At 71.3% G+C, this 23,703-nt stretch carries 19 protein-coding genes and 1 pseudogene; 5 read left to right on the forward strand and 15 right to left on the reverse strand.

The window, feature by feature from the left end; genetic code table 11:
• Positions 1-4: 4 nt before the first annotated feature.
• The 4 genes from corA to ACN20J_RS06535 all read right to left on the reverse strand — a co-directional run bounded on the left by corA (position 5) and on the right by ACN20J_RS06535 (position 3,769).
• Positions 5-1,084: a magnesium/cobalt transporter CorA gene (gene corA, locus ACN20J_RS06520; RefSeq protein ID WP_361916351.1), complete on the reverse strand. Its 1,080-nt coding sequence runs from the start codon at positions 1,082-1,084 to the stop codon at positions 5-7.
• 143 nt (positions 1,085-1,227) lie between these two features.
• Positions 1,228-2,565, reverse strand: a complete 1,338-nt coding sequence (lysA, locus tag ACN20J_RS06525; protein ID WP_361898471.1) for a diaminopimelate decarboxylase — start codon at positions 2,563-2,565, stop codon at positions 1,228-1,230.
• A gap of 20 nt (positions 2,566-2,585) precedes the next feature.
• On the reverse strand, positions 2,586-2,969 hold the full coding sequence (locus ACN20J_RS06530) for an SAV_915 family protein (RefSeq protein ID WP_419665484.1): 384 nt from the start codon (positions 2,967-2,969) through the stop codon (positions 2,586-2,588).
• 386 nt (positions 2,970-3,355) lie between these two features.
• On the reverse strand, positions 3,356-3,769 hold the full coding sequence (locus ACN20J_RS06535) for a VOC family protein (protein ID WP_189838773.1): 414 nt from the start codon (positions 3,767-3,769) through the stop codon (positions 3,356-3,358).
• A gap of 301 nt (positions 3,770-4,070) precedes the next feature.
• Here ACN20J_RS06535 and ACN20J_RS06540 point away from each other — a divergent pair, with 301 nt between their 5' ends.
• The gene (locus tag ACN20J_RS06540; RefSeq protein ID WP_364182296.1) at positions 4,071-6,110 is read left to right on the forward strand and encodes an APC family permease; all 2,040 of its coding nucleotides are present in this window, start codon (positions 4,071-4,073) and stop codon (positions 6,108-6,110) included.
• 159 nt (positions 6,111-6,269) lie between these two features.
• Entirely contained in the window at positions 6,270-6,833 is a 564-nt protein-coding gene (locus ACN20J_RS06545; RefSeq protein WP_419665485.1) for a hypothetical protein, read from the forward strand.
• Positions 6,834-6,861: 28 nt separating this feature from the next.
• Here ACN20J_RS06545 and ACN20J_RS06550 read toward each other — a convergent pair whose 3' ends face one another.
• Entirely contained in the window at positions 6,862-7,599 is a 738-nt protein-coding gene (locus ACN20J_RS06550; RefSeq protein ID WP_361916289.1) for a class I SAM-dependent methyltransferase, read from the reverse strand.
• A 137-nt stretch (positions 7,600-7,736) separates the two neighbouring features.
• On the opposite strand from ACN20J_RS06550, the gene ACN20J_RS06555 reads away from it, so the two are divergent.
• Positions 7,737-9,332, forward strand: a complete 1,596-nt coding sequence (locus ACN20J_RS06555; RefSeq protein ID WP_419665486.1) for an alpha-amylase family glycosyl hydrolase — start codon at positions 7,737-7,739, stop codon at positions 9,330-9,332.
• Here ACN20J_RS06555 and ACN20J_RS06560 read toward each other — a convergent pair.
• The 6 genes from ACN20J_RS06560 to ACN20J_RS06585 all read right to left on the reverse strand — a co-directional run bounded on the left by ACN20J_RS06560 (position 9,293) and on the right by ACN20J_RS06585 (position 15,331).
• The gene (locus ACN20J_RS06560; RefSeq protein ID WP_419665487.1) at positions 9,293-10,792 is read right to left on the reverse strand and encodes an MFS transporter; all 1,500 of its coding nucleotides are present in this window, start codon (positions 10,790-10,792) and stop codon (positions 9,293-9,295) included. The two genes, ACN20J_RS06555 and ACN20J_RS06560, sit on opposite strands and share 40 nt — an antisense overlap.
• Positions 10,793-10,795: 3 nt before the next feature.
• Positions 10,796-10,996 (reverse strand): hypothetical protein, encoded by a 201-nt coding sequence (locus tag ACN20J_RS06565; protein WP_419665488.1) that lies wholly within the window; start codon positions 10,994-10,996, stop codon positions 10,796-10,798.
• 49 nt (positions 10,997-11,045) lie between these two features.
• On the reverse strand, positions 11,046-12,320 hold the full coding sequence (locus tag ACN20J_RS06570; protein WP_419665489.1) for an RNA polymerase sigma factor: 1,275 nt from the start codon (positions 12,318-12,320) through the stop codon (positions 11,046-11,048).
• Entirely contained in the window at positions 12,317-12,658 is a 342-nt protein-coding gene (locus tag ACN20J_RS06575) for a YciI family protein (protein WP_055616712.1), read from the reverse strand. Before ACN20J_RS06575 ends, ACN20J_RS06570 begins: the two co-directional genes overlap by 4 nt.
• 127 nt (positions 12,659-12,785) lie before the next feature.
• On the reverse strand, positions 12,786-14,048 hold the full coding sequence (locus ACN20J_RS06580; RefSeq protein ID WP_419668843.1) for a cytochrome P450 family protein: 1,263 nt from the start codon (positions 14,046-14,048) through the stop codon (positions 12,786-12,788).
• A 71-nt stretch (positions 14,049-14,119) separates the two neighbouring features.
• On the reverse strand, positions 14,120-15,331 hold the full coding sequence (locus ACN20J_RS06585) for a flavin-dependent monooxygenase (protein WP_419665490.1): 1,212 nt from the start codon (positions 15,329-15,331) through the stop codon (positions 14,120-14,122).
• Positions 15,332-15,703: 372 nt separating this feature from the next.
• Here ACN20J_RS06585 and rho point away from each other — a divergent pair, with 372 nt between their 5' ends.
• Both rho and ACN20J_RS06595 read left to right on the forward strand, forming a co-directional pair.
• Positions 15,704-16,846, forward strand: a complete 1,143-nt coding sequence (gene rho, locus ACN20J_RS06590) for a transcription termination factor Rho (protein ID WP_361998264.1) — start codon at positions 15,704-15,706, stop codon at positions 16,844-16,846.
• A gap of 125 nt (positions 16,847-16,971) precedes the next feature.
• Positions 16,972-17,811: pseudogene (locus ACN20J_RS06595) on the forward strand (D-alanyl-D-alanine carboxypeptidase family protein); the annotation flags it as partial.
• A gap of 62 nt (positions 17,812-17,873) precedes the next feature.
• On the opposite strand, the gene ACN20J_RS06600 reads toward ACN20J_RS06595, so the two are convergent.
• The 4 genes from ACN20J_RS06600 to aspA form a co-directional block, all read right to left on the reverse strand.
• On the reverse strand, positions 17,874-19,271 hold the full coding sequence (locus tag ACN20J_RS06600; protein WP_419665491.1) for a glycosyltransferase 87 family protein: 1,398 nt from the start codon (positions 19,269-19,271) through the stop codon (positions 17,874-17,876).
• A complete protein-coding gene (gene mptB / locus ACN20J_RS06605) occupies positions 19,268-20,674 on the reverse strand; it encodes a polyprenol phosphomannose-dependent alpha 1,6 mannosyltransferase MptB (protein WP_419665492.1) in 1,407 nt (468 codons plus the stop codon). Before mptB ends, ACN20J_RS06600 begins: the two co-directional genes overlap by 4 nt.
• A gap of 131 nt (positions 20,675-20,805) precedes the next feature.
• Positions 20,806-21,738, reverse strand: a complete 933-nt coding sequence (locus tag ACN20J_RS06610; protein WP_189838761.1) for a glutaminase — start codon at positions 21,736-21,738, stop codon at positions 20,806-20,808.
• A 515-nt stretch (positions 21,739-22,253) separates the two neighbouring features.
• Positions 22,254-23,651 carry an aspartate ammonia-lyase gene (gene aspA / locus ACN20J_RS06615; protein ID WP_361898424.1) on the reverse strand — a complete coding sequence of 466 codons (1,398 nt, stop codon included), beginning with the start codon at positions 23,649-23,651 and terminating at the stop codon, positions 22,254-22,256.
• Positions 23,652-23,703 lie beyond the last annotated feature (52 nt).

Below are 23,703 nucleotides of genomic sequence, written 5' to 3' on the forward strand. Positions count from 1 at the left end.
CGGCTCAGAGCCAGCCGTTGCGCCGGAAGCCCCGGTGGATGACGAGGCAGAGGGTGGCGATGACGCCGAGGACCAGGGGGTAGCCGTACGTCCAGCGCAGTTCGGGCATGTGGTCGAAGTTCATGCCGTAGAGACCGCAGATCATGGTGGGGACGGCGACGATGGCGGCCCAGGCCGTGATCTTGCGCATGTCCTCGTTCTGGGCGACCGTGACCTGCGCGAGGTGGGCCTGGAGGATCGAGTCGAGCAGCCCGTCGAAGGCGTTGATCTGCTCGGTGACGCGGGCGAGATGGTCGGCGACGTCGCGGAAGTACGGCTGGATGTCCGGGGAGAGGGCCGCCGGCGGCTCGTGGGCGAGGATCTGCAGGGGACGGGCCAACGGGACAACGGCCCGTTTGAGCTCCAGGAGTTCCCGCTTGAGCTGGTAGATCTGGCCGGCGTCGCCGCGTGCGGTGTGCTCGGCGAAGACGGCGGTCTCGACGGCCTCTATGTCGTTCTGGACGGCGTCCGTGACCTCCAGATAGTCGTCGACCACATGGTCCGCGATGGCGTGCAGGACGGCGGAGGGCCCCTTCGCGAGCTGCTCCGGCAGGCTCTCCAGGGCTTCGCGGAGCGGGCCCAGGGAGCCGTGGCTGCCGTGCCGGATGGTGATCACGAAGTCACGGCCGATGAAGACCATCAGCTCACCGGTGTCCACCACCTCGCTCGTCGCGGTGAGCCGCTCGTGCTCGACGTAGCGCACGGTCTTGAAGACGGCGAACAGCGTGTCGTCGTACCGCTCCACCTTCGGCCGCTGATGGGCGTGCACGGCGTCCTCGACGGCCAGCGGGTGGAGGCCGAAGAGTTTGGCGAGGCCCGCGAACTCCTCGTCCGTGGGCTCGTGCAGTCCGATCCAGACGAAGCCCCTGCCCTTGCGGGCCCGCCGGATCGCCTCGGCCGGTGCCCAGTCGCCGGGCTGCCGTCCGCCCTCACGGTAGACCACGCAGTTCACCACCGCGCTGCCGAGCGGGGAGCGGGCGGGATGGCTGAGGTCCACGGTGCGGCGGTAGGCGCGGCGCACCGCTCTGCTCAGGTTGCTGATCATGGGCACGGGTCGGTCTCCTTCGGTGACCGGGTCAGTGTGCCACCGAATTCCGTTCGCTCCGCATATGGGTCACCGGGCCGCTGACCGGGATGAACACCTCCGGGCGGGGCCGGGCCGTCACTCGCCCGGAGGTGGGTCCTCGCCTACAGGCCGACGTCCCGCCTGCGGATGTCCTCCAGCGACTCCCGGCGGACCAGGAGCCGGGCGTGACCGCGGTCGACGGCGACCACGGGCGGACGTCCGACCAGGTTGTAGCCCGAGGCCATGGAGAGGTGGTACGCACCGGCCACCGGCACGGCCAGCAGGTCCCCCGGGTGCACGTCACCGGGCAGCCGGACGTCCGAGGCGAGGATGTCGCCCGCCTCGCAGTGCCGGCCGACCACCGTGACCGGGGCAGGCTCCGCGGTGGAGTGGCGTCCGATCAGCCGGGGCGCGTACCGCACTCCGTAGAGCGCCGGGCGCGGGTTGTCGCTCATCCCGCCGTCCACGGCCACGAAGGTGTGATCGGCGGTCCGCTTCACCGCGAGCACGTGATAGAGCGCGAGGCCGGCCGGTCCGGCGATGGCACGCCCGGGCTCGATCAGCAGCCGCGGCACCGGCAGTCCGGCGGCGGCGCAGCTCTCGACGAGTTCGGCGCGCACCTTGCGGGCCAGCATGGTGAGGTCGAGCGCCTCCTCCCCCGGCCGGTAGGCGATGCCGTGACCGCCGCCCAGGTCCAGTTCGGGCAGGACGACACCGTGGGCGTCGCGCAGGCGGGCCATCAGCCCCACCATGCGTCGTACGGCCGCGAGATAGGGCTTGACGGTGGTGATCTGCGAGCCCAGGTGGCAGTGCAGGCCGGTGAGTTCCAGTTGGGGCTGGTCAAGGATGCGGGCGATGGCGTGCTGGGCGTAGCCGTCGGTGAGGGTCAGGCCGAACTTCTGGTCGTCCGTGCCCGTCCGGATCTTCTCGTGGCCGCCCGCGCTGATGCCGGGGACGACCCGCACCATCACCTTCTGGTGTCCGCCGGGGCCGACCGCCGCGGCGAGCCGCGCGATCTCCGACGGGCTGTCGATCACGATGCGTCCGACGCCGAGGCGCAGCGCGGTCTCCAGGTCGTGCGGCGACTTGGCGTTGCCGTGCAGCACGATCCGCTCGGGCGGGAAGCCGGTGGTGACGGCGAGTTCCAGCTCACCGGCGGAGCACACGTCCAGGCCGAGGCCCTCCTCCTCGACCCAGTGGGCCATGGCACGGCACAGGAACGCCTTGGCGGCGTAGAGGACTTCGGCCTCGGGGAAGGCGTCCCGGTAGGTGCGGCAGCGTGCGCGGACCTCGCCCTCGTCGAGCACGTAGACGGGGGTGCCGAAGCGGTCGGCGATCTCGGTGAGCGGTACGCCGCCGACGGCGAGGTCTCCCCGGTCGTGCCGGGCGGTGGAGGCGGGCCACACCGACAGGTCGTCGGCGGCCCGGGTGGTGACGGCGGGCTCATGCAGAGTGGTCATCGCGGGTTCCTCTTCCGGCCTCAGACGGTCCGTACGGCCCGTACGGCGCGGGTGTTCGACGCGCTCGCGCGCGGCATCTCGGCGGCCCGCGGATCCCATGCGCGGGGCGCGGGACCGGGCAGGGGCGCGGAGAACTGGGGGTCCACGGTGACCGTGGTGACGCCGAGCGGTTCGGTGAGGGCGCGGAGCACGGGCTCGGCGAGCCGGATCCAGGCCTGCCCGTCGCCGAGGGTGGCGGTCAGCAGCTCACTGCTGGTGAAGCCGACGGCGGTCCGGGCCCCGAGGGGTGTACGGAACAGCCGGGTCGAACATCCTGCTGGTCCCGGCCGGACGGGTACGTACAGGGGCCCGGCCGGGAACCGTTCTGAGGGCTCGGGGTCTTCGGCGCACGCGATGTCTGTCATGGGATACCTCCTGGAGGATCCGGGTGGTGGGGCGTGATGCCGCCCCGGCGCGGGGAGGCGAACCCGGGGCGTGCCACGAAGGTATGCCCCCTCCCGCCGGCTCCCTTGGCCACCGACGCCCTTCATGACGGGATGCTGACGGCGAACCGCCACGGACTGACGGGACGCTGACGCGAGGGCCCCCGGGGTCAGGCCTTCGCCCCAGCGCCGCGGGCCGCCGGGCGCCGGGACCGGGACCGGCGGTGGCGGTGGCGGTGGCGGTGGCGGTGGCGGCCACGAGACCACGACCGCGACCGCGACCGCGGAAAACGACGAGGTCCCGCCGACCGTAGGGTCGGCGGGACCTGGGACGGGCGTCCGGGCCCGGTTTTCTGCGGGTGGCCCGCTCAGCCCTGTGTCTCGCTGATGTTGACCATCCAGGGGATGCCGAACCGGTCCGTACACATGCCGAACACGTCACCCCACATCTGCTTCTCGAGCGGGACGGCCACCGTGCCGTCGGCGGACAGCTTCTCCCAGTAGCCGCGCAGTTCGGCTTCGTCGTCACCGCTGAGGCTGACCGAGAAGTTGCCGCCCGGTGTGTACTTCATGCCCGGCGGGGTGTCGGCGCCCATCAGCGTGAACCCGCTCGGGGTCTCCAGCATGCCGTGCATGATCTGGTCCGCTTCGGGGCTGTCCGCCATACCGGACTCCCCGAAGGTGTTCAGCGCCAGTGTGCCGCCGAGGACCTCCTTGTAGAACTCCAACGCCTGCCGGGCGTCACCGTCGAAGCTGATGTACGGATTGAGGCGCGAGGCCATGAAAACCTCCCAGATTGGGCCAAACGATCAGATCTGCGCAGACTAGCGCGGGCCACTGACAACGGCCCGTCGTGACTGATGGGCGCCGGACGAAGGACAGGTGAACCGGGGGAGGGTCCCGCCGCGCGGGGCACTTTCGGCCAGGAGGCCGCCGGGGCGATCGGCAGGGACGGTCCGGACGGTCCCTGCCCGGCAGCCTCTTACGCCATCCGTAGCGATCTCGCCGGACCTGACGTGGTCCTGACGCCCCGCCGGGCAGGGCGCCCCGGATTCGGACCGCTCCCGCGCTTACGCTCGCGCCGTGTTCAACGTGACCGGTCTGCTGAAACGCCTGGTGATCGGCCGGGCCAGGCGCAGCGAAGAGCTCCAGGGCACGCTGCTGCCCAAACGGCTCGCCCTGCCGATCTTCGCCTCCGACCCGCTGTCGTCGGTGGCGTACGCGACGCAGGAGATCCTCCTCGTGCTCACCCTCGGCGGGCTGGCGTATCTGCACTTCACGCCGTGGATCGCGGTGGCGGTCGTGTCGCTGATGACGGTGGTGGTGCTCTCGTACCGCCAGGTGGTGTACGCCTACCCGAGCGGCGGCGGCTCGTACGAGGTGGTCTCCACGAATCTCGGCCCGTCGGCCGGTCTGGTGGTGGCGGCCTCGCTGCTCGTCGACTACGTGATGACGGTGGCGGTCTCCGTCGCCTCGGGGGTCGACAACATCATCTCGGCGATGCCCCAACTGGCCGATTACCGCGTCCCGTTGGCGCTGGCCTTCGTGGCAATCCTGACCGCCATGAACCTGCGCGGCACCCGCGAGTCCGGGAACGCCTTCGCCGCTCCGACCTACCTGTTCATCGGCGGCGTACTGATCATGGTCGGGACCGGTCTGGTCCGCTATCTGCTCGGTGACGCGCCCGTCGCGGAGAGCGCGAAGTACGGCGTGACACCGGAGCCCGGGGACGCGAATCTCGCCGGGCTGGCGCTGCTGATGCTGGTCCTGCGGGCCTTCTCGTCGGGCTGTACGGCGCTGACGGGTGTGGAGGCGATCTCCAACGGCGTACCGGCGTTCCGCAAGCCCAAGTCGCAGAACGCGGCGGCCACGATGGTGGCGATGGGGGCCATCGCGATCGTCATGTTCGTCGGTGTCACCACGCTCGCGATCGTCTCCAAGGTGCACATCACCGACGACTCGTGCCGGCTCACGGGCCTGGACGGCAACTGCGAGGACCATACGCAGCGCACGGTCATCGCACAGATCGCCGCCGCCGTGTTCGGCGGTGAGAACAGTGTCGGCTTCTACTTCATCCAGGCGGCCACCGCGCTGGTGCTGGTCCTCGCCGCGAACACCGCGTTCAACGGCTTCCCGCTGCTCGCCTCGATCCTCGCCCAGCACCGCTATCTGCCGCATCAGCTGCACAACCGCGGCGACCGGCTCGCCTTCTCCAACGGCATCATGGCGCTCGCGGTCGTCGCCGGTCTGCTGCTGTGGGGTTTCCGGGCGAACGTCACGAACCTCATCCACCTCTACATCCTGGGTGTGTTCACCTCGTTCACGCTGTCGCAGACGGGCATGGTCCGGCACTGGAACCGTGAGCTGCGTGCCACGACCGACCCGGCGCTGCGCCGACGCCACCACTCCGCGCGCGTGATCAACGCGGTGGGCGCGGTGGTCACGGGCCTCGTCCTGGTGATCGTGCTCGCCACGAAGTTCCTGGAGGGCGCATGGCTGGCGGTGCTCGCCGCGATCGTGCTGTGGGTGATGATGCGGGGCATCCGCCGGCACTACGACGCCACCTCCGCGGAGCTCGCCGTGACGGACCCGCGCGAGGAACTCGTCCCGCCCTCAAGGGTGTTGGGCATCGTGCTGGTCTCGACACTGCACAAGCCGACCCTGCGGGCACTGTCGTACGCGCATGCCCTGCGCCCCGACCGGCTGGAGGCGCTGACGGTGTCGGTGGACCGCGACGAGGCCCTCGCGCTGCGGGAGCGCTGGGAGGAGTACGCCATCGACGTGCCCCTCAAGGTCATCGACTCGCCCTATCGCGAGGTGACCCGGCCGGTGGTCGAGTACGTGCGCTCGCTGCGGCGGGAGAGCCCGCGGGACGTCGTGGCGGTGTTCATCCCCGAGTACGTCGTCGGCCACTGGTGGGAGAACCTGCTGCACAACCAGTCCGCCCTCTGGCTGAAGAGCCGACTGCTGTTCACGCCCGGTGTGATGGTCACCAGCGTCCCCTGGCAGCTGAGCTCCTCGGCACGCGCCGACCGCCCCACCGCCCGGGCACCGGGCTCGGTCCGCCGCGGCGAGCCCGTCTACACGAGGACGCGCGAGGACAGCGACCTGAGCAGGCACTGACCGGCATCCCCCGCACCGACGAAAGGGCGACCACGGACGGTGACGGGTGGTTGCATTCCGGACGGGCGCCGTACGACACGCGTCAATTTCGTCGGCCGGAGAGTCAGCGAAGCATCAAGTCGCTCCCACCGCGTGACGCGCGTGCCTACCGTCGCCGCCATGTCTCGACGTATCGAGGGGCCCGCGTCCGGTCGTTTCCCCGATGTGCCGGCGTACGACGACGGCACCTGGGTGCACGACCGCACGTGGGCGGGTGAGGCGCGCTCGGCCGTGGGTTGTGCCGTGCTGATGCTGGGCCTGTTGCTGGTGTTCGACGCGGGTTCGGGACGCCTCACGGCGGTGCGGTTCCTGCTGTGGGCGGCGCTGGCCTTCGCCCTCTTCGCCGTGCTGCTGCCCGCCCGCGTGTCCGCGTGCGAGGACGAGCTGGTGTGCCAGGGCCTGTTCGCGCACCGTTCCGTGTACACGGACCGGCTCGTCGCGGTGTGCCGCTCGGACGGAGTGGCCCAACGCCTCGTCCTGCGCGACGAGTTCGGCGGACGCGTCGAGTTCGATCCCCGGGTCCTGGTCGCCAACCCCGCGCTGTGGCGGCTCCTGGACGAGGGCGCGCGGGCCTCGGAGGCGGGCGGCTCGCTCGTCTGCGGTACGACGGAGCTGCGAAGCCTGTCGGAACGGCTCGACCGGGAGACGGCACGGACGGTGTTCAGGGTCTCCGGGCTCGAATAGCCCCTCCAGGCGCCCCGGCCGGCCGCAGCTACTCCGCACTCCCCGACTTCGTCGCCACCACCATCCGGCAGCGGGGGCTGCCGTCACTCCTGCGCCCGAACTCGGAGAGCGCGTACAACTCCACCGTGAAACCGGCGCGGGCAAGTTCCCGCCGCACGTCGTCGAGACGGAAATCCCGGTAGTACATGACGAACGGAGGCCGCCACACGGCGTTCCGAACGCGCATCGCCGCGTCGAAGCCGAGCAGGGCCCAGTAGCCGCGCGAACCGGGGCGGGCGGGGGCGCCGATCGGGAAGGCGAACCGTCCGCCGGGCCGGAGCACCGAGTGGACCTGCGCGAACAGCCCCGGCAGCTCCCTGGGCAGGAAGTGCCCGAACGCCCCGAAGCTCACCACCAGGTCGAAGGCCGGCCCGAACGGCAGGGCCCGGGCGTCGCCGCGTACCCAGGCGGTCGGCGGCCCGCCGGGACGTGCCGCCCGTTCCCGGGCCACGGCGAGCATGCCGGTGCTGATGTCGAGGCCGGTGACCTGCTCCCGGCACACCGTCCGCAGCACGTCCATGCCCGCGCCGGTGCCGCAGCACAGGTCGAGTCCGCTCTCGAACGGGCCGATCGTCCTGAGCGCCCGGGCGACGGACCGCAGTACCGAGTCCGGCGTACGGAAGGGGGTGTGGTCGAACTTCGGTGCGAGGAGGTCGTAGCCGTGCTCGACGGACGACAGCGCCTGTACGGCGAGTTCGCGGAACGTGGGGCCTTGCGGAGTGAACATGGCTACTCAGCGTAGGCGTTCCACGGGGGTGCGGGGATTCGTCCGAGGGTTCGTCGTGGCCCGGCGCGCCCCTCGCGGCGGAGCCGTGTGAACACGCGGCCTCGCGCCCCTTCAGGGCTCTGCCGAATACTCGCCCTATGACCTCCTTCCGTCCCGCGCCCGCCTGGCTGGCCGATGCCGTGTTCTACCAGATCTACCCGCAGTCGTTCGCGGACTCGAACGGCGACGGGATCGGTGACTTCGACGGCATCGCCGAGCGTCTCGACCATCTGGAGTGGCTGGGGGTGAACACGGTCTGGCTGAACCCGTGCTTCGTCTCGCCGTTCGGGGACGCCGGGTACGACGTCGCCGACTATCTGAACGTGGCTCCGCGCTACGGATCCAACGACGACCTGGCGAAGCTCGTCGACCTGGCGGGCCGCCGCGGCATTCGCGTGCTCCTCGACCTGGTCGCCGGGCACACCTCCGCCGAGCACCCGTGGTTCAGGGCCTCGGCGAACGATCCGGACGACCATCGCTACATCTGGGCGCCGGAGGGCCGGTCAGGGGATACGCCTGACGGTTTCGTGGCCTCGCCGGGCAGCAGGCCGGGCGCGTATCTGCCGAACTTCTTCGACTTCCAGCCGGCTCTCAACTTCGGTTACGCGCGCGAGAGTTCGGCCGAGCCGTGGCGGCAGCCGGTGGACGCGGAGGGCCCGCGCGCCAACCGTGAGGCCCTGCGCACGGTCATGGACCACTGGCTGAGCCTCGGCCTCTCGGGCTTCCGCGTCGACATGGCCGCCTCGCTCGTCAAGGACGACCCGGACAAGGCCGGGACGAGCGGGATCTGGGCGGAGCTGCGCCACTGGCTGGACCGTACGCACCCGGACGCGGTGCTGCTGTCCGAGTGGGGCGAGCCCGAGGTGTCGGTTCCGGCGGGGTTCCACACGGACTTCTTCCTGCACTTCGGCGGCCCCACCGACGGCCTGGCGCTGCGCTCGCTGTGGAGCAACGGCACCGGCACCGTCAATGAGACCTGGGACCCGCTCGACTGCTTCTTCGACCCGAGCGGCCGGGGCTCGCCGCGCCCCTTCGTCGAGGCGTGGCAGCGGGCTTCGTCCGCCCTGGGTGACAGCGGTTTCATCTCCCTGCCCACCGCCAACCACGACTTCTCGCGCCTCAACTGCGGCCCCCGCACGGCCGAACAGCTCCCCGCCGCCTTCGCCTTCCAGCTCACCTGGCCCACGCTCCCCGCCATCTACTACGGCGACGAGATCGGTATGCGCTACGTCCCGGACCTCCCCGACACCGAGGGCAGCGTGCTCGGCCCGCGCTACAACCGGGCGGGTTCCCGCACCCCCATGCAGTGGGACGACGGGCCCAACGCGGGCTTCTCGACGTCCGACCACCCCTACCTGCCGGTCGACCCCGCCCCCGACCGCCCCACCGTCGCCGCCCAGCGCGCCGACGACACGTCCCTCCTCCATCTCGTACGCCGTCTCATCGCTCTCCGCACAACGACCCCGGAACTCGGGGCGGACGGCTCGGTGGAGGTCCTGCACACCGGCTACCCGTTCGTGTACGTACGCGGCGGACGGTACCTCGTGGTCGTCAACCCCCAACGGGAGCAGGCAAGTTACCGCCTCGACGGCATCCGGCCCGGCCGAGCCCTGGAGGCATCCGGTGCCGGGACCGACGGTGACACCGTCACGGCTCAGGGCTTCGGGTTCGGGATCTTCGACGTGCTCGGGTAGTCCGGCCCGGGGCCGGCAGAGCTGCGCCCGGCAGGCCGTCGCCTCCGGCCGAGAAGGACGAGTGCGACGGCCGTCCCGACCACCGCGAGGACGACACACGCGACGAACGCGGCCCGGTAGCCCGCTGTGAGGGCCGCGAGCCGGTCCGCCCCGCTCGTGTACGACACCGCGACCGAGGAGACGACCGCGACGCCGAAGGCACCCCCGATCTGGAAGGCCGCGGTGTTGATCCCGGAGGCCACCCCCGACTCCCGCTCCCCCACTCCGGTCAGCGCGGCGATGGAACCGGCGACCGCGCAGGCACCGAGACCCAGCCCGAAGACCAGCAGCCCGGGGAACAGGTCGCGCACGAACCCGCCGTCCACCGGCACCCCGGCCAGCAGCAGGCTGCCCACGCCGACCAGCGTGAGCCCGCCGACCGCGACCGGACGCGGGCCGACACGGGTGACCAGGGCCTGTCCTGCGTACGAGCCGATCACGGCCGTCACCGGCATCACGACGTTGTAGAGGCCGAAGCGCAGCGGCGAGTAGCCGAGAACGCCCTGCCCGTACTGGGAGAGCGTGTACGACATCCCGAAGGCACTGCCGCCGAGCAGGAACACCACGAGGTTGCCGCCGCTCACCCCACGGGAGCGCAGCAGTCGCAACGGCACAAGGGGCGCCTTCGACCGGGCCTCGACTCGTACGAACAGCAGCGCCAGTGCGGCGGAGACGGCCAGCAGGCCCAGCGTCTGCGCCGACAGCCATCCGGCCCGGGGCGCCTCGACGACGGCGTAGACACAGGCGAGGAGCGCCGCCGTGACGGCCAGGGCGCCGGCCGGATCGTACGAGCGGGTCCGTGCCTCGGTGCGGCTCTCGCGCAGCAGAACGGGGCTCAGGGCGAGCAGCACCAGCGCGACGGGCACGTTCAGGAAGAACACCCACTCCCAGCCGAGGACGTCGGTGAGCGGGCCGCCGATCAGCAGCGCCGCCGTGGCGCCGAAGCCGCCGCTGCCGGACCAGAGGGCGAGGGCCTTGTTGCGCTCGGTGCCCTCTTCGAAGGTGTTCAGGAGGATGGAGAGCGCGGTGGGTGCCATGACGGCGGCCGACACGCCCTGCACGGCGCGGGCGGCCACCAGCACGCCGGCCGTCCAGGCGAACCCGCACAGCAGTGAGGACATCGCGAAGAGCAGGGTGCCGGTCATGAAGACGCGGCGGCGGCCCAGCAGGTCGGCGATCCGTCCGCCGAGGAGCAGGAGCCCGCCGAAGCTGAGCAGATAGGCGCTCATCACCCACTGGGCGCCGCCCGCGGTGAACCCGAGTCCGTCGGCGATGGACGGCAGCGCGAGGACGACGATCTGTGCGTCGAGGATGACCATGAACCCGGCCACGCAGAGCAGGGCGAGGGCACGCCAGCGGCGCGGATCGGGGGCGGGGCCGGAGGTCGTGCCGGTCCGGCTTTCCGGTGTCGTGGCGGCCATGGTTCAGCTCCCCAGCCGGAGGCCCGCGAGCCAGACGTCCGGGCCGCTGTCCGGGGCGCCGCCGCCCGTGCTGTGGCTGGTCGAGGGTCGCGTCACATGGGACACGGGCCGTCGGCGGCGCGGCGACAGCAGCGCGAGGAGTTTGTCGGTGCGCCGGATGGGGACGGCGGGCACGGCTGGAATGGTCGAGACAGTGGCGGTCATCGGAATCTCCGGTGTCGTCGGGTGCTTTCGCCCCACCGACGAACCGCGCCTACGCCGATCGACACTCCGCGAGCCGCTTTTCCAGAAATCGCCGCTCGGCGTCGTTCTCCACCAGCTCCAGCGCCTTCTCGTACGCCTCGGCCGCTTCTCCCATCCGTCCCGAGCGCCGAAGGAGGTCCGCCCGGGTGGCGGGCAGCAGGTGGTACCCGGCCAGGTCGCCCGCCTTCTCCAGCTCCGCCACGAGGGCCAGACCGGCCTCGGGGCTCTCGGACATGCCGACGGCCACGGCACGGTTCAGCCGGACGACGTCGGACGGCACGTGGAGCGCCAACTCCCCGTACAGCGCGGCGATGTCGGCCCAGTCCGTCTCCTCGGCGGTGGCCGCGGTGACATGGCAGGCCGCGATGGCGGCCTGGATCTGGTACGGCCCCGGCCGCCCGCGGCGCAGTGCCGTCTCCAGCAGGGCGGCGCCCTCGTCGGCCTCCGCCCGGTCCCAGGCCGTACGGTCCTGGTCCTCCAGGGTGACCAGGTCACCGGCCGCGTTCACCCGGGTGTTCCGCCGGGCGTCGTGCAGCAGGAGGAGCGCGAGCAGGCCGAGGACCTCGGGTTCGTCGGGCATGAGCCGGGCCAGCACCCGGGCGAGCCGGACGGCCTCCGCGCAGAGGTTCGTCCGCAGGAGATCGGCGCCGGACGTGGCCGCGTACCCCTCGTTGAACAGCAGGTACACCACGCCCAGCACGCCGGTCGTCCGCTCGGGCAGCAGATGCGCGGGCGGTACGCGGTACGGAATCCCGGCGTTGCGGATCTTCCGCTTGGCGCGCACGAGGCGTTGCGCCATCGTCGCCTCGGGGACGAGGAAGGCGCGGGCGATCTCGGGCGTGGTGAGCCCCGCGAGGGTGCGCAGGGTCAGGGCGACCCGGGCCTCGATGGGCAGCGCGGGATGGCAGCAGGTGAAGAGCAGCCGCAGCCGGTCGTCCGTGACCCCGCTGTCGTTGTCGAAGTCCGGGTCGTGCGGGTCGAACGGTCCCCCGTCCCGTGCCAGCACCGCCGCCTCCCGCAGTTTCGCCGCGCCAACGGCCTCCCGGCGCAGCACGTCCATGGCCCGGTTGCGCGCGGTCGTGGTCAGCCAGGCGCCGGGGCGGCGCGGCACTCCGTCGCGCCGCCACCGGTCGAGTGCCTGGGCGAAGGCGTCCTGCGCGCACTCCTCGGCGAGGTCCCAGTCGCCGGTCACCCTGATCAGGGTGGCGACGACCTGGCCCCATTCCTCTCGGAAGGCGGCGGCGACAGCCTCCTCGACGCCGTCCGCCCGCTCGTCCTCGTTCACTCCCAGACCGGCCGCACCTCCACCGAACCGCCGCCGAGCGCGGCGGGATGCCTGGACGCCAGCGCGATGGCCTCGTCGAGGTCGGCGACCTCGATGATGTCGAAGCCGGCAACATACTCCTTGGACTCCACGAAGGGCCCGTCGCTGAGCAGGACCTCGTCGCCCTGGACGCGCACGGTGGTGGCGTCGGTGGCCGGCCGCAGCCGTGCGCCGCCCTTCACCACGCCGCTGGTGCGCACCTCGTCGATGTACGAGGTGAAGCGGGGGTCGTCGGCGATCTCCTCGGGGCTGAGTTCCTCGCCGCCGACGGGGGTGCAGATGAACATCACGTACTTCATGACCGGTCCTCCTGAATTCCCGCGGTTCGTTCAATTTCGGTGTCACTGCACCCCACCGACGAACGGACCGGCGCCGGATCGACACATCCCCATGATTGTTCGGGATGACTACTCGGGCGAGCGGACTTCACACCCTCGGTGACACCCGCGGCGACACCCGTACGGGAAGCGCCCGGACGCTGTTGCCCACGAAACTGGAGTGGCGGGCGAGGTCCGCCTCGGGCAGGGCCAGGTCGAGGCCGGGGAAGCGGGCGAACAGCCGCTCAAGGGCGATGGTGGACTCCAGCCTGGCCAGCGGGGCGCCGAGACAGTAGTGGGCGCCGTGGCCGAGGGACAGATGCCGGGTGGTGCCGGGCCTGGCGGGCCTGGTGACGTCGAAGCGGTCGGCGTCGGGCCCGTGCGCGGCCCGGTCGCGCCCAGCCGCCGAGTAGCCGGCGAGGACGGGCGTACCTCGAGAAATCACGGTCCCGTCGACCGTCAGGTCCCGCACGGGATAGCGGAAGGGGAAGTAACTGACGGGCGCGTCCCAGCGCAGGGTCTCCTCGACCACGTCCGACCAGCTTGCCTCGCCCTTCCTGACCCGCTCCAGCTGGTCCCGGTGGCCGCACAGGGCGCGTACGGCGTTGGTGATGAGGTTCAGCGTGGTCTCGTGCCCGGCGATGATCATCAGTACCAGGGTGCCGATGAGTTCCTCGTGGGTGAGCCGGTCGCCGCCCTCGTCGCGGGCGGTGATCAGCGCGCTGGTGAGGTCGTCGCCCGGCCGCTCAGTCCGGTCCGCGACCACCGCACCCAGCACGGCGACCAGCTCCCTGTTCGCGGCGAGGGCCTTCTCCGGGCGGATGTCGGTGGCGACGACCTGGTTGGAGAGGTGGTGCAGCCGGTCGCGGTATTCGGCGTCGACCCCGAGCAACTCCCCGATGACGCCCATGGGCAGCGGCAGTGCGAAGTGCTCGCGCAGGTCCGCGACTCCCCCGCCCTGTTCGGCCGCGTGGTGCAGGTCGTCGAGGAGCCTGTCCGTCAACTCCTCTATCCGAGGCCGGAGTTGCTCGACCCGCCGGGCGGTGAACGCCCTGCTGACCAGCGAGCGCAGGCGCCGATGGTCTTCGCCGTCCGCGGTCGTCATCCCCCGTACGGTCGCGAAGGTCGCCAAGGGCCATCCCTTGGCTATCCGCCCCTCCCGCAGCGCGGTGAAGTGCCCTGCGTCCTTGGCGACTTCGGGGTGGGCGAGGAACTCCTTCAGCGCCTCGTGTCCGAGGACCGCCATGCCCTCCACACCGCCGGGCAGGACGACCGACGCCACGGCGCCGCGCGCGAGGAGCCGTGCGTTGTCGGCGTGCGGGCAGCCACCGGCGGGGTCCATCCGATGCGGTGGCGTGGCAGGGGTGTTCATGGCAGGGGTGCTGTCCAACCGAATCTCCTGAGTGTCGTCGCCGAAATCGCCCTGGCCGCCGTCCGTGACCGTCAAAGGAAGGGCGTTCCCGGGTCGACTCCCGACAGGACACGCCCGTAGATCTCCAGGTTGGTGGCCGGGTTCATGAAGGAGTGCAGGGACAGGGCGTTGATGTCGCGGGCGATGCGCTGCATGGGCACCTCCCGCTGGAGCGAGGAGGCACCGGCGGCAGAAGCGAGCAGATCGACGGCCTCCTTGCAGAGGCGTGTCAGATAGCCGCTCTCGGCCCGGATCCTGGCCCGCTCCGCGAGGGTGTACGGGGAGCCGTCGCGGGCCTTGGTCTCGATCTCGGAGGTCAGCCGGGCGGCGACCAGCTCGGCGCTGGAGATCCTCATCTGCGCCTCGGCCGCCTGGAGATGGGTGACAGTGGCCTCGTTCTGCCGCTCGTAGAAGGTGTACGTGATGCCGCGCCGGTGAATGCGCTCGCCGAACTCCGTCATCGCCGCCCGGGCGAGCCCCAGCGCCACCGGCGCGGCCCAGGCGCAGAACAGCAGCAGCACGGGCATGCGGTAGAAGGGATCGTCCGCGTTCGCCTTGGACGGGATCTGCCCGGCGAGCATCGGACCGACCGGAAGCACGCGATGAGCGGGCACGGGAATGTTCCGGGCCACGACGGTGTTGCTGCCAGTACCGGCGAGACCTGTGACATGCCAGTCGTCCAGGATCTCCAGCTCGGACATCGGCACCGCGGCCCAGATCATCTCGGGCGGTCCTTCCGGCGGCGAACCGTCTGCGGGAGTGACCGCAGCCGTCAGTAGATGCCAGTCCGCGTGATGACAGCCGGTCGCGAAGGCCGAGGCGCCGTCCACCCGATAGCCCCCGTCGTACGGCACCGCCGTGGCGCCGGGGACGAGCGTGCCACCGATCCTCGCGTCGGGCCCGCTCGGACCGGTGAAGAAGTCGTCCTGCGCCTCGTCGGGAAAGAGCGCCGCGATGTACGAGACCCCCGCCTGACTCAGTGTCATCCACGCCGTGGAGCCGCATTCGACGGCGATCTCGGCGAAGGCGGCGACCTGTGTGCGCAGCGGAGTCTGGTAACCGCCGTACCGGCGCGGGACGTTCATCCGGTGGACGCCGGTGCCGTTCAGCGCGGCGGCGACCTCGTCGGGCACGCGCCGTTCCCGCTCGGCCCGCAGCGCGTTCCGCCGGATCAACGGCCGCAGTTCCCTTACGCGTTCGACGATCCCGGCATCGACCATGCCGACCACCGTGACGCGAGGCATCTCCCCTGTCAACGCCCTGGGATCCGGCCATCCGGCCCTCGCCGGAGGGAGTAGTGCTACAGTGCCATCAGCACTTGTGTACGCCCCCTTTCTCGGGCGCCGGTGCCGAAGTACCTCTCATCCAGCTGAACCGCCCGTCCCTTCCGACCGGCGAAGCAGCTTCTCCGCACCACCTCTCCTCGTACGGGCACAAGGCGTGCGAGTCGTGCGACTCCTACGGCGTGTCCGGCCACGGGTCTTCCCGCCCGCCGTGCGCGGCGCGGCACGAGAGGTGATGTCTCCGCCGAGCCGGGGTGTGTCCATACCGCCCCCGATCCGGCCTCTCCCCCATCCCTCATGACCACATGAACCGTCCTCGAAAGGACACCCACCATGACCACCACACTCGAACGCCCGCCCACTCCCGTCACGCAGGAGCAGGCCACCGGCGTACTCGACATCACCTCGAACGGGCAGGGCCACCTGCGCGCCCAGAGCCTGCTTCCCGGGCCCTCCGACCTTCAGGTCTCCTCCGCGCTGATCCGCCGACACGGACTGCGCAAGGGCGACCTCGTCGAAGGCGTACGCGGCAAGCAGCGAGCCCTCACCGAGGTCCAGCGGGTCAATGGCCTGCCAGCAGCTGAGCTGCGTGGCCGCCCGCATTTCCATGACCTGACCCCGCTGCACCCGCGTGAGCGGCTGCGGCTCGAACACCCGGCGGGCGGTGCGACCACCCGCCTCATCGACCTGGTCGCGCCGATCGGCAAGGGCCAGCGCGGCCTGATCGTCGCCCCGCCCAAGACCGGCAAGACCGTGCTGCTCCAGCAGATGGCCGCCGCCGTCGCCGGCAACCACCCCGAGGCACATCTGATGGTCGTACTCCTCGACGAGCGGCCCGAGGAGGTCACCGACATGCGCCGTTCCGTACGGGGTGAGGTGCTCGCCTCCACCTTCGACCAGGCTCCCAAGCAGCACATCGCGCTCGCCGAGCTGGCCGTGGAGCGCGCCAAGCGGCTGGTCGAGGCCGGCCAGGACGTCGTGATCCTCCTCGACTCGCTGACCCGGCTGTGCCGGGCGCACAACAACGCGGCCGCCACCAGTGGCCGCACCCTCAGCGGCGGTGTCGACGCGGCCGCACTGCACGGACCCAAGCGGTTCTTCGGAGCCGCGCGCCTCACCGAGGAGGCCGGCTCGCTCACGATCATCGCCACCGCCCTCGTGGAGACCGGCTCCCGCGCCGACGACTACTACTTCGAGGAGCTCAAGAGCACCGGCAACATGGAGCTCCGCCTGGACCGCGGCCTCGCGTCCCGACGGGTCTTCCCCGCCGTCGACATCACCCCGTCCGGCACCCGCCGCGAGGAACTCCTCGTCCCGGCCGCCGAGTTGGGGGCCGTACGCGGTCTGCGGCGCGCCCTGCTCTCCCGCGGGGACCCGCAGGCCGGACTGGAGACGCTCCTGGACAAGCTGCGCCGGACCCCGGACAACGCGACGTTCCTGCGGCAGGTCCAGCCGACCGTACCCACGGGCCAGTAGGGATGGACCTCGCGGGCCCGCCCCGGACCGGGCGGGTCCAGGGACGCTGCGGCATCCGGGTGCTCGATGCCGCCGCCCGGCCCGGGCAGCCGGGGATGTGACCTGCGCGTTCCTAGGTTGGCAGTATGACAATCGGACTTCCTTCGCGTGCGGCCGTCTGCTGCTCCGCCGCCTGTGTGGTGGGTGCGCTGGCCTTCGCGCCGAAAACGGCCGCCGCCCACGACGGAGCCGCCCCGGCCACTCCCCATGTCTCCGCGTCGAAACCCGCCACCGCGCGGCCCTCGACGCTGGACCGGCCCGGGACCCAGGTACGGCCCCGGGCCGGGGCGCCCAAGGTTCCCCAGGACGTCTCCGCGCGGTCGTGGGTGGTGGCCGACGCCGGCACCGGCGAAGTACTCGCGGCCCACAACGCCCATCTCAAGCTGCCGCCTGCCAGCACTCTGAAGACCCTCTTCGCGCTGACCGTGCTGCCGGTGCTGCCCGCGGCGGTCCGGCACACCGTCACGGAGGAGGAACTGGCCGGCGTCGGCCCCGGCAGCAGCCGGGTCGGCATCGCCGCGGGGCGCACCTACAACGCCGCCGACCTGTGGCGGGGCGTCTTCCTGAACTCCGGCAACGACGCCGTGCACGTACTGGCCGAGATGAACGGCGGCTGGGGCAGCACGGCCGCCCAGATGCAGGCCAAGGCCCGGTCCCTGGGCGCCCGCGACACGCGGGTCGTCTCGCCCGACGGGTACGACACGCCGGGCCAGGTGTCGTCCGCGTACGACCTGGCCGTCTTCGGGCGGGCCGGGCTGCGCAACGCGGACTTCGCGCGGTACGCCGCCACGGTCCGCGCCAAGTTCCCGGCCGGCGGCTGGTCCTTCGAGATCCAGAACACCAACCGGCTGCTCACCGGCGCCGACGGGGTCGCGCCCTACAAGGGGCTCGTCGGCGTCAAGAACGGCTACACCTCCCAGGCGGGCAACACGCTCGTCGCCGCCGCACGCCGGGACGGACGCACCCTCGTCGTCACGGTGATGGCTCCTCAGGCGGGCGGCTTCGCCGTGTACGAGGAGGCGCGCTCGCTGCTCGACTGGGGCTTCGGGGCCGCCGGGCGTGTCGAACCGGTGGGCTCGCTCCTGCCGCCGCGCCGCGTGTCCACGGCGGGCCCGACGGCAGTGCCCGCGGCCATGGCGGCCGAGGACGGCTCCGTCGGCTGGCTGGGGGAGGCGGGAACCCTCGCAGGCGCCGCCGGACTGGGCGCGGGTGCCGTGTCTCTGGTCCTGCGCCTCCACGGCGGGCGGTTCACCCGTGCCTGACCGACGGGCAGCCCGAGGAGCAGGCCGAGGGTGATCCACACGTAGGTGTTGCTGCCGACGAAGCCGTCGATGCCGGACGCGTCGTCGAACCACAGCCACACCACGCTGCTGCACAGCAGGACGTACAGGCACCCGGCGATCCACAGCAGCCGCCTGCGCCTCAGCCCCTCACCGAACAGGATCGCGAGCGACGGCAGCAGCCACACGAGGTGATGCACCCAGGTGATCGGGCTGAGGAGACAGGCGGCGAGTCCGGTGAGCGCGAAGGCGCCGAGGACGTCGTCCGCGGCCAGTGCTCGGCGCGCCCTCCACACCCATACACCGAGGACGGCCAGCGCCGCCAACGCCCAGGCGGCGCGGCTCGGTTCGGCAGGGTCGGCGAGGCGGGCCAGTACGCCTTGCAGCGACTGGTTGGAGACGTAGTCGAGGCGGCCGATGCGGGTGGTGTCCCAGACCGCCTCGGTCCAGTAGAAGCGGGAGGCATCGGGCATGACCCAGGCCGCCAGTGCGGTGGCGGTCGCGGCGACGCCCACCGAGGTTCCTGCGGCTCGTGAACGTCTGGCGAGCAGCAGCAGGACGATGAAGATCGCGGGCGTCAGCTTGATCGCGGCGGCGAGCCCGATCCCGACGCCCGCCCAGCGCGCACGGCCCGTCGACAGCAGCCACGCGTCGCCGAGGACGAGGGCCAGCAGCACGAGGTTGACCTGGCCGAAGCTGAAGGTGTCGCGTACCGGTTCGAGCAGGGCGAGCAGACAGACCGTGACGGCGAGCCCGAACCAGCCGTGCCGACGCAGCCTCTCCCCCGCCAGGACGTGCAGGACGAAGGCCGTCGCGGCGAGGTTGAGCAGCAGCCCCACGGCGATCGCGGCGTGCAGACCGAACAGCGCCATCGGCAGCATGATCACCGCGGCGAACGGCGGATACGTGAAGCCGTACTCCGTCCCCGGCACCCGGTAGTCGTAGACGCTGCCGCCGTGGTGGATCCAGGCGTCGACGGCCCCGTGGTAGACCCGCAGGTCGAACCAGTCCCGCAGGAGCGGCACGGTCGCGGTGAAGACGGCAACGGCGGTGGCGAGGGCGAGCACGAAGAGCAGCCGCCCGCGATCTGTGCCGGTCAGCCTCATGCGGTCCGCCCCAGGACGGGCGAGGTCGTCGTCTGGTGGGCCTGCCAGAGCACGACCAGCGCGAGCATCCCGCCGGAGACCGCCAGGGCCAGCTGCTCGGCATCCGGTGGACCACCGCTGGGCAGGACCGCGAGCGCGAGGGCCCCGGACACGGCCGCGACCCGATGGCGTACGGAGGTGCTGGGCGCCGCCGCGGCGATGAGGAACAGCCCCCACAGCGCGTACCAGGGACGGATGGCCGGGCCGAGCACGGCCACCGCCGCCAGGCTGAGGCCCAGTGCGTAGACGGGGCCGAGGCGGGGGCTGCGCAGCCATATGGCGAGTACGGCGACAGCGGTGGCCACGAGGCCCAGGGCGTGCCAGGCGGGCAGCGCGAACGGAGCGAGGTCACTGCCCAGGCCCTGGAGAAGGGCACCGGTGGCACGGCCGAGGACGCTCGTGGGCGACAGGTTCTCCGGCGACACGGGCGTCTTGAGGGCGCCTATCCAGCCGTATCCCGTACCGGCGGCGGCCGTTGCGGCGACGGTGGTGGCCACCGCGGCGACCGCGGTCGTGGCGACGGCTCTCGCCATGCTCCGGCCGGACCGCACCTGGAGGGCCACGACGGCCGCGAGGCCGAGCAGGGCGGGGACCTTGACGAGGGCGGCGAGTGTGACGAGCACGGCGCCCAGGACGGGCCAGCGGCCGAGTGCCGCCACCAGGCCCGCGCCCAGCAGGCCGAGCATGATGGCGTCGTTGTGCGCTCCGGCGACGAGGTGCAGCAGCACGAGCGGGTTGAGCGCGCCGAGCCACAGCGCGGCGGCCGGATCGGCGCCGCTGTGCCTGGCCAGCCTCGGCAGCGCGGCTGCCATCAACGCCACGCCTAGCAGTGCGACGACCCGCATGCCGAACAGCCCGGCGGGCACCTCGCCCCGGGTCAGCCCGGACAGAGCGGAGGAGACTGCGAGGAAGACAGGTCCGTACGGTGTCGCGGTCCGTTGCCACACGGGGGCGACCTCGTCCGCGAGGGGGCCGCCGAGGATGGCGGGGCCGTGCGTGTAGACGTCGATGTGCGCGTCGACCATCGCGCCCTGGGCGAGATAGCTGTAGACGTCACGGCTGAAGAGAGGTGGCGCGAGGAGCAACGGGGTGGCCCATACGGCGAGTACGACCAGGAGCGCTCGGGGACTCGGTGGCTCGGGTCCTCGGATCACGCGTCCCAGCAGGGCCCAGGCCGCTATGAGCAGCACCACTCCGAAGTACACGCCGACCAGCCCGAGCGCCGCCCGTCCGGACGCGAGGGCCGGCAACTCCCTCACGGGCAGCGCCCCGGCCGTCTCGCCTCCCAGCGCGAGGACGACCGAGCCCGTGAGCCCGAGCAGTTGACAGCGACGCAGATCGACGGAGAAACCCTTGGCCAACACTCGGTCAGCGTGTCAACGCGGGGTGGCCGGAAAGCGACGCCTCTCCCTCTGAGCGGCAGCCGCAGTATGGCCGCCGTCTTACCGGACGGCGGCCGGCCTTTCGTGGCGGGCGGATGTTCCCGGAGAACCGGTCAGAACACGGACACGCCGGTGAGGGTCGTGAAGCGGTCCAGGGCCGTTACTCCCGCCACCGAGTTGCCCCGCTCGTCCAGGCCGGGGCTCCAGACGCAGAGCGTGCAGCGGCCGGGGACGACGGCGATGATGCCGCCGCCGACGCCGCTCTTGCCCGGCAGGCCCACGCGGTAGGCGAAGTCGCCCGCCGCGTCGTACGTGCCGCAGGTGAGCATGATCGCGTTGACCTGTTTGGCCTGGCTCTGGGTCAGCAGGCGCGTGCCGTCGGCGCGGATGCCGTGGCGTGCGAGGAAGCCGGTGGCGAGGGCGAGGTCGGCGCAGGAGGCCTCGATGGAGCACTGGTGGAAGTACTGGTCCAGGAGGACCGGGACCGGGTTCTCGATGTTCCCGTACGACGCCATGAAGTGGCCCAGCGCGGCGTTGCGGTCGCCTCTGGTGGCCTCGGAGGCAGCCACGTCCTTGTTGATGGCGAGTTGTTCGTTGCCGCTCTCAGCGCGCAGGAAGTCGAGGAGTGTTCCTGCGGCGTCGCCGGTACGGGTGTGGAGGCGGTCGGTGACTACCAGTGCGCCTGCGTTGATGAATGGGTTGCGGGGGATGCCGTTCTCGTACTCCAGCTGTACGAGGGAGTTGAAGGGGTTGCCGGAGGGTTCGCGGCCGACGTGTTCCCAGAGTTCGTCGCCCTCCCTGGCCAGGTCCAGGGCGAGGGTGAAGACCTTGGTGATGGACTGCGTCGAGAACGGCTGCCGCCAGTCGCCGACGCCGTACACCGTGCCGTCCAGCTCCGCGACCGCCATGCCGAACCTGTGCGGGTCGCATGCCGCGAGTGCGGGGATGTAGTCGGCGGGGCGGCCTCGGTCGGGGGCGGCCGCGATCTCTTCGGCGATTCGCTGCAGGACCGGGTGGAAGGTCAGGGGCGAGCTCATGATCACCATTGTTACGCGGGTTCGCTCCGCGGGGGTGCGGTGGGGTTGGTGGCTGTTCGTGTATGGGTGCGGGTTGGTTGTGGCTGGGGTGCGCGGTTCCTCGCGCCCCTAAAAGATGCGCCTGCCGTTGGGTGTGGGGTCGGGGCCGCGACGGGGCATCCGATCGCAGCTGTGTCATCCCGCACCAACACGTTGCCCATCAGAGGTCGTGCTGCGATCGGAAACCCCGACACGACCCCTTCGTCGGGAGGGCGGCAGCCGGAGGGGTAGGTGGCTGGTTTTTTAGGGGCGCGGGGAACGGCGCAATCTTTTGCCTTTCAGGGGCGCGAGGAACCGCGCACCCAGCCACGGCCCACCCGCACTTCATAGGGGCGCGGGGAACGGCGCAGTCTTGTGTCTTTAGGGGCGCGAGGAACCGCGCACCCAGCCACGACTCACCCGCACCCACACACCAACCTCAGCCCCGCTTTCAGGGGCGCGGGGAACTGCGCGGCCAGCACCGACCCACCCGCACCCCCCGCTCCTCACCCCCGCTGGGAGCCCGCAAGAACCTCCGGGCGGAGTAGCGCCGCCAGGTGGTCCGCCGGGAGTAGGCCCTTTTCGAGGACGAGCTCGGCAACGCCGCGCCCGGTGGCGAGGGCCTCCTTCGCGATGTCCGTCGCGGCCGAATAGCCGATGTGGGGGTTGAGCGCGGTCACGAGGCCGATCGAGTTCTCCACGGTCACCCGCAACGCCTCCGTGTTCGCCGTGATCCCGGAGACGCACCGCTCGGCCAGCGTCATGCAGGCCGCCCGCAGATGCGTGAGGCTCTCGGACAGCGAGTGCAGGATGATCGGCTCGAAGGCGTTCAGCTGGAGCTGCCCGGCCTCGGCGGCCATGGTGATCGTGACGTCGTTGCCGATCACCTCGAAGGCGACCTGGTTGACGACCTCGGGAATCACCGGATTCACCTTGCCGGGCATGATGCTCGAACCGGCCTGTACGGGTGGCAGGTTGATCTCGTTCAGGCCTGCCCGCGGCCCGGACGAGAGCAGTCGCAGGTCGTTGCAGCTCTTGGAGAGCTTGACCGCTATCCGCTTCAGCACTCCGGACATCTGGACGAACGCCCCGCAGTCCTGGGTCGCCTCGACCAGATTCGCCGCCGTGACGAGTGGCAGGCCGGTGATGTCCGCGAGGTGCCGCCGCGCCGCCTCGGCGTATCCGGCGGGCGCGTTGAGCCCCGTACCGATCGCCGTCGCACCCAGGTTGATCTCGTGGATCAGCTCGACGGCCTCGGCGAGCCGGCTGCGGTCCTCGTCCAGCATCACCGCGTACGCGGAGAACTCCTGCCCGAGCGTCATCGGCACGGCGTCCTGCAACTGCGTACGCCCCATCTTCAGGACGTCGCGGAACTCCAACGCCTTGGCCGCGAAGGCGTCCTGGAGGACGGACATCGCCTTGAGCAGCTCGCGCACGGCGAACACCGTGGCGACCTTGACGGCCGTCGGGTAGACGTCGTTGGTCGACTGCCCGAGGTTGACGTCCTCGTTCGGGTGCAGGAACTCGTACTCGCCCTTGGCATGACCGAGGAGCTCCAACGCCCGGTTGGCGACCACCTCGTTGGCGTTCATGTTGGTCGAGGTGCCGGCGCCGCCCTGGATGACGTCCACGACGAACTGGTCGTGCAGCTTCCCGTCCCGGATCTCCCGGCAGGCCGCCACGATCGCGGCCGCCTTGCGGGGCTCCAGCAGACCGAGGTCCTCGTTGGCGCGGGCTGCGGCCTCCTTGACGGCGGCGAGCGCCTCGATCAGGTGTGGGTACGCGGAGATCGGCATCCCGGTGATGGGGAAGTTCTCCTTGGCACGCAGGGAGTGGACACCCCAGTACGCCTCGGCGGGGACGTCGCGGTCGCCGAGCAGGTCGTGCTCACTGCGGACGGTCATGTCGGTGCAGCTCTTCCTTCTGGAGAGGGTGGGGCGAGGCTGTGCACGGCAC

The sequence above is a fragment of the Streptomyces sp. 2-1 genome, from assembly GCF_048564895.1.
Lineage (GTDB): Bacteria > Actinomycetota > Actinomycetes > Streptomycetales > Streptomycetaceae > Streptomyces > Streptomyces phaeochromogenes.

Bases quoted from the DNA above. Each gene is read 5' to 3' on its own strand.
- ACN20J_RS06600 (WP_419665491.1), bottom strand. From the start codon at position 19,271: ATGAGGCTGACCGGCACAGATCGCGGGCGGCTGCTCTTCGTGCTCGCC.
- ACN20J_RS06580 (WP_419668843.1), bottom strand. From the start codon at position 14,048: ATGAACACCCCTGCCACGCCACCGCATCGGATGGACCCCGCCGGTGGC.
- aspA (WP_361898424.1), bottom strand. From the start codon at position 23,651: ATGACCGTCCGCAGTGAGCACGACCTGCTCGGCGACCGCGACGTCCCC.
- corA (WP_361916351.1), bottom strand. From the start codon at position 1,084: ATGATCAGCAACCTGAGCAGAGCGGTGCGCCGCGCCTACCGCCGCACC.
- ACN20J_RS06610 (WP_189838761.1), bottom strand. From the start codon at position 21,738: ATGGTGATCATGAGCTCGCCCCTGACCTTCCACCCGGTCCTGCAGCGA.
- ACN20J_RS06555 (WP_419665486.1), top strand. From the start codon at position 7,737: ATGACCTCCTTCCGTCCCGCGCCCGCCTGGCTGGCCGATGCCGTGTTC.
- ACN20J_RS06560 (WP_419665487.1), bottom strand. From the start codon at position 10,792: ATGGCCGCCACGACACCGGAAAGCCGGACCGGCACGACCTCCGGCCCC.
- lysA (WP_361898471.1), bottom strand. From the start codon at position 2,565: ATGACCACTCTGCATGAGCCCGCCGTCACCACCCGGGCCGCCGACGAC.
- rho (WP_361998264.1), top strand. From the start codon at position 15,704: ATGACCACCACACTCGAACGCCCGCCCACTCCCGTCACGCAGGAGCAG.
- ACN20J_RS06545 (WP_419665485.1), top strand. From the start codon at position 6,270: ATGTCTCGACGTATCGAGGGGCCCGCGTCCGGTCGTTTCCCCGATGTG.
- ACN20J_RS06585 (WP_419665490.1), bottom strand. From the start codon at position 15,331: ATGCCTCGCGTCACGGTGGTCGGCATGGTCGATGCCGGGATCGTCGAA.
- ACN20J_RS06550 (WP_361916289.1), bottom strand. From the start codon at position 7,599: ATGTTCACTCCGCAAGGCCCCACGTTCCGCGAACTCGCCGTACAGGCG.
- ACN20J_RS06530 (WP_419665484.1), bottom strand. From the start codon at position 2,969: ATGACAGACATCGCGTGCGCCGAAGACCCCGAGCCCTCAGAACGGTTC.
- ACN20J_RS06535 (WP_189838773.1), bottom strand. From the start codon at position 3,769: ATGGCCTCGCGCCTCAATCCGTACATCAGCTTCGACGGTGACGCCCGG.
- ACN20J_RS06575 (WP_055616712.1), bottom strand. From the start codon at position 12,658: ATGAAGTACGTGATGTTCATCTGCACCCCCGTCGGCGGCGAGGAACTC.
- ACN20J_RS06565 (WP_419665488.1), bottom strand. From the start codon at position 10,996: ATGACCGCCACTGTCTCGACCATTCCAGCCGTGCCCGCCGTCCCCATC.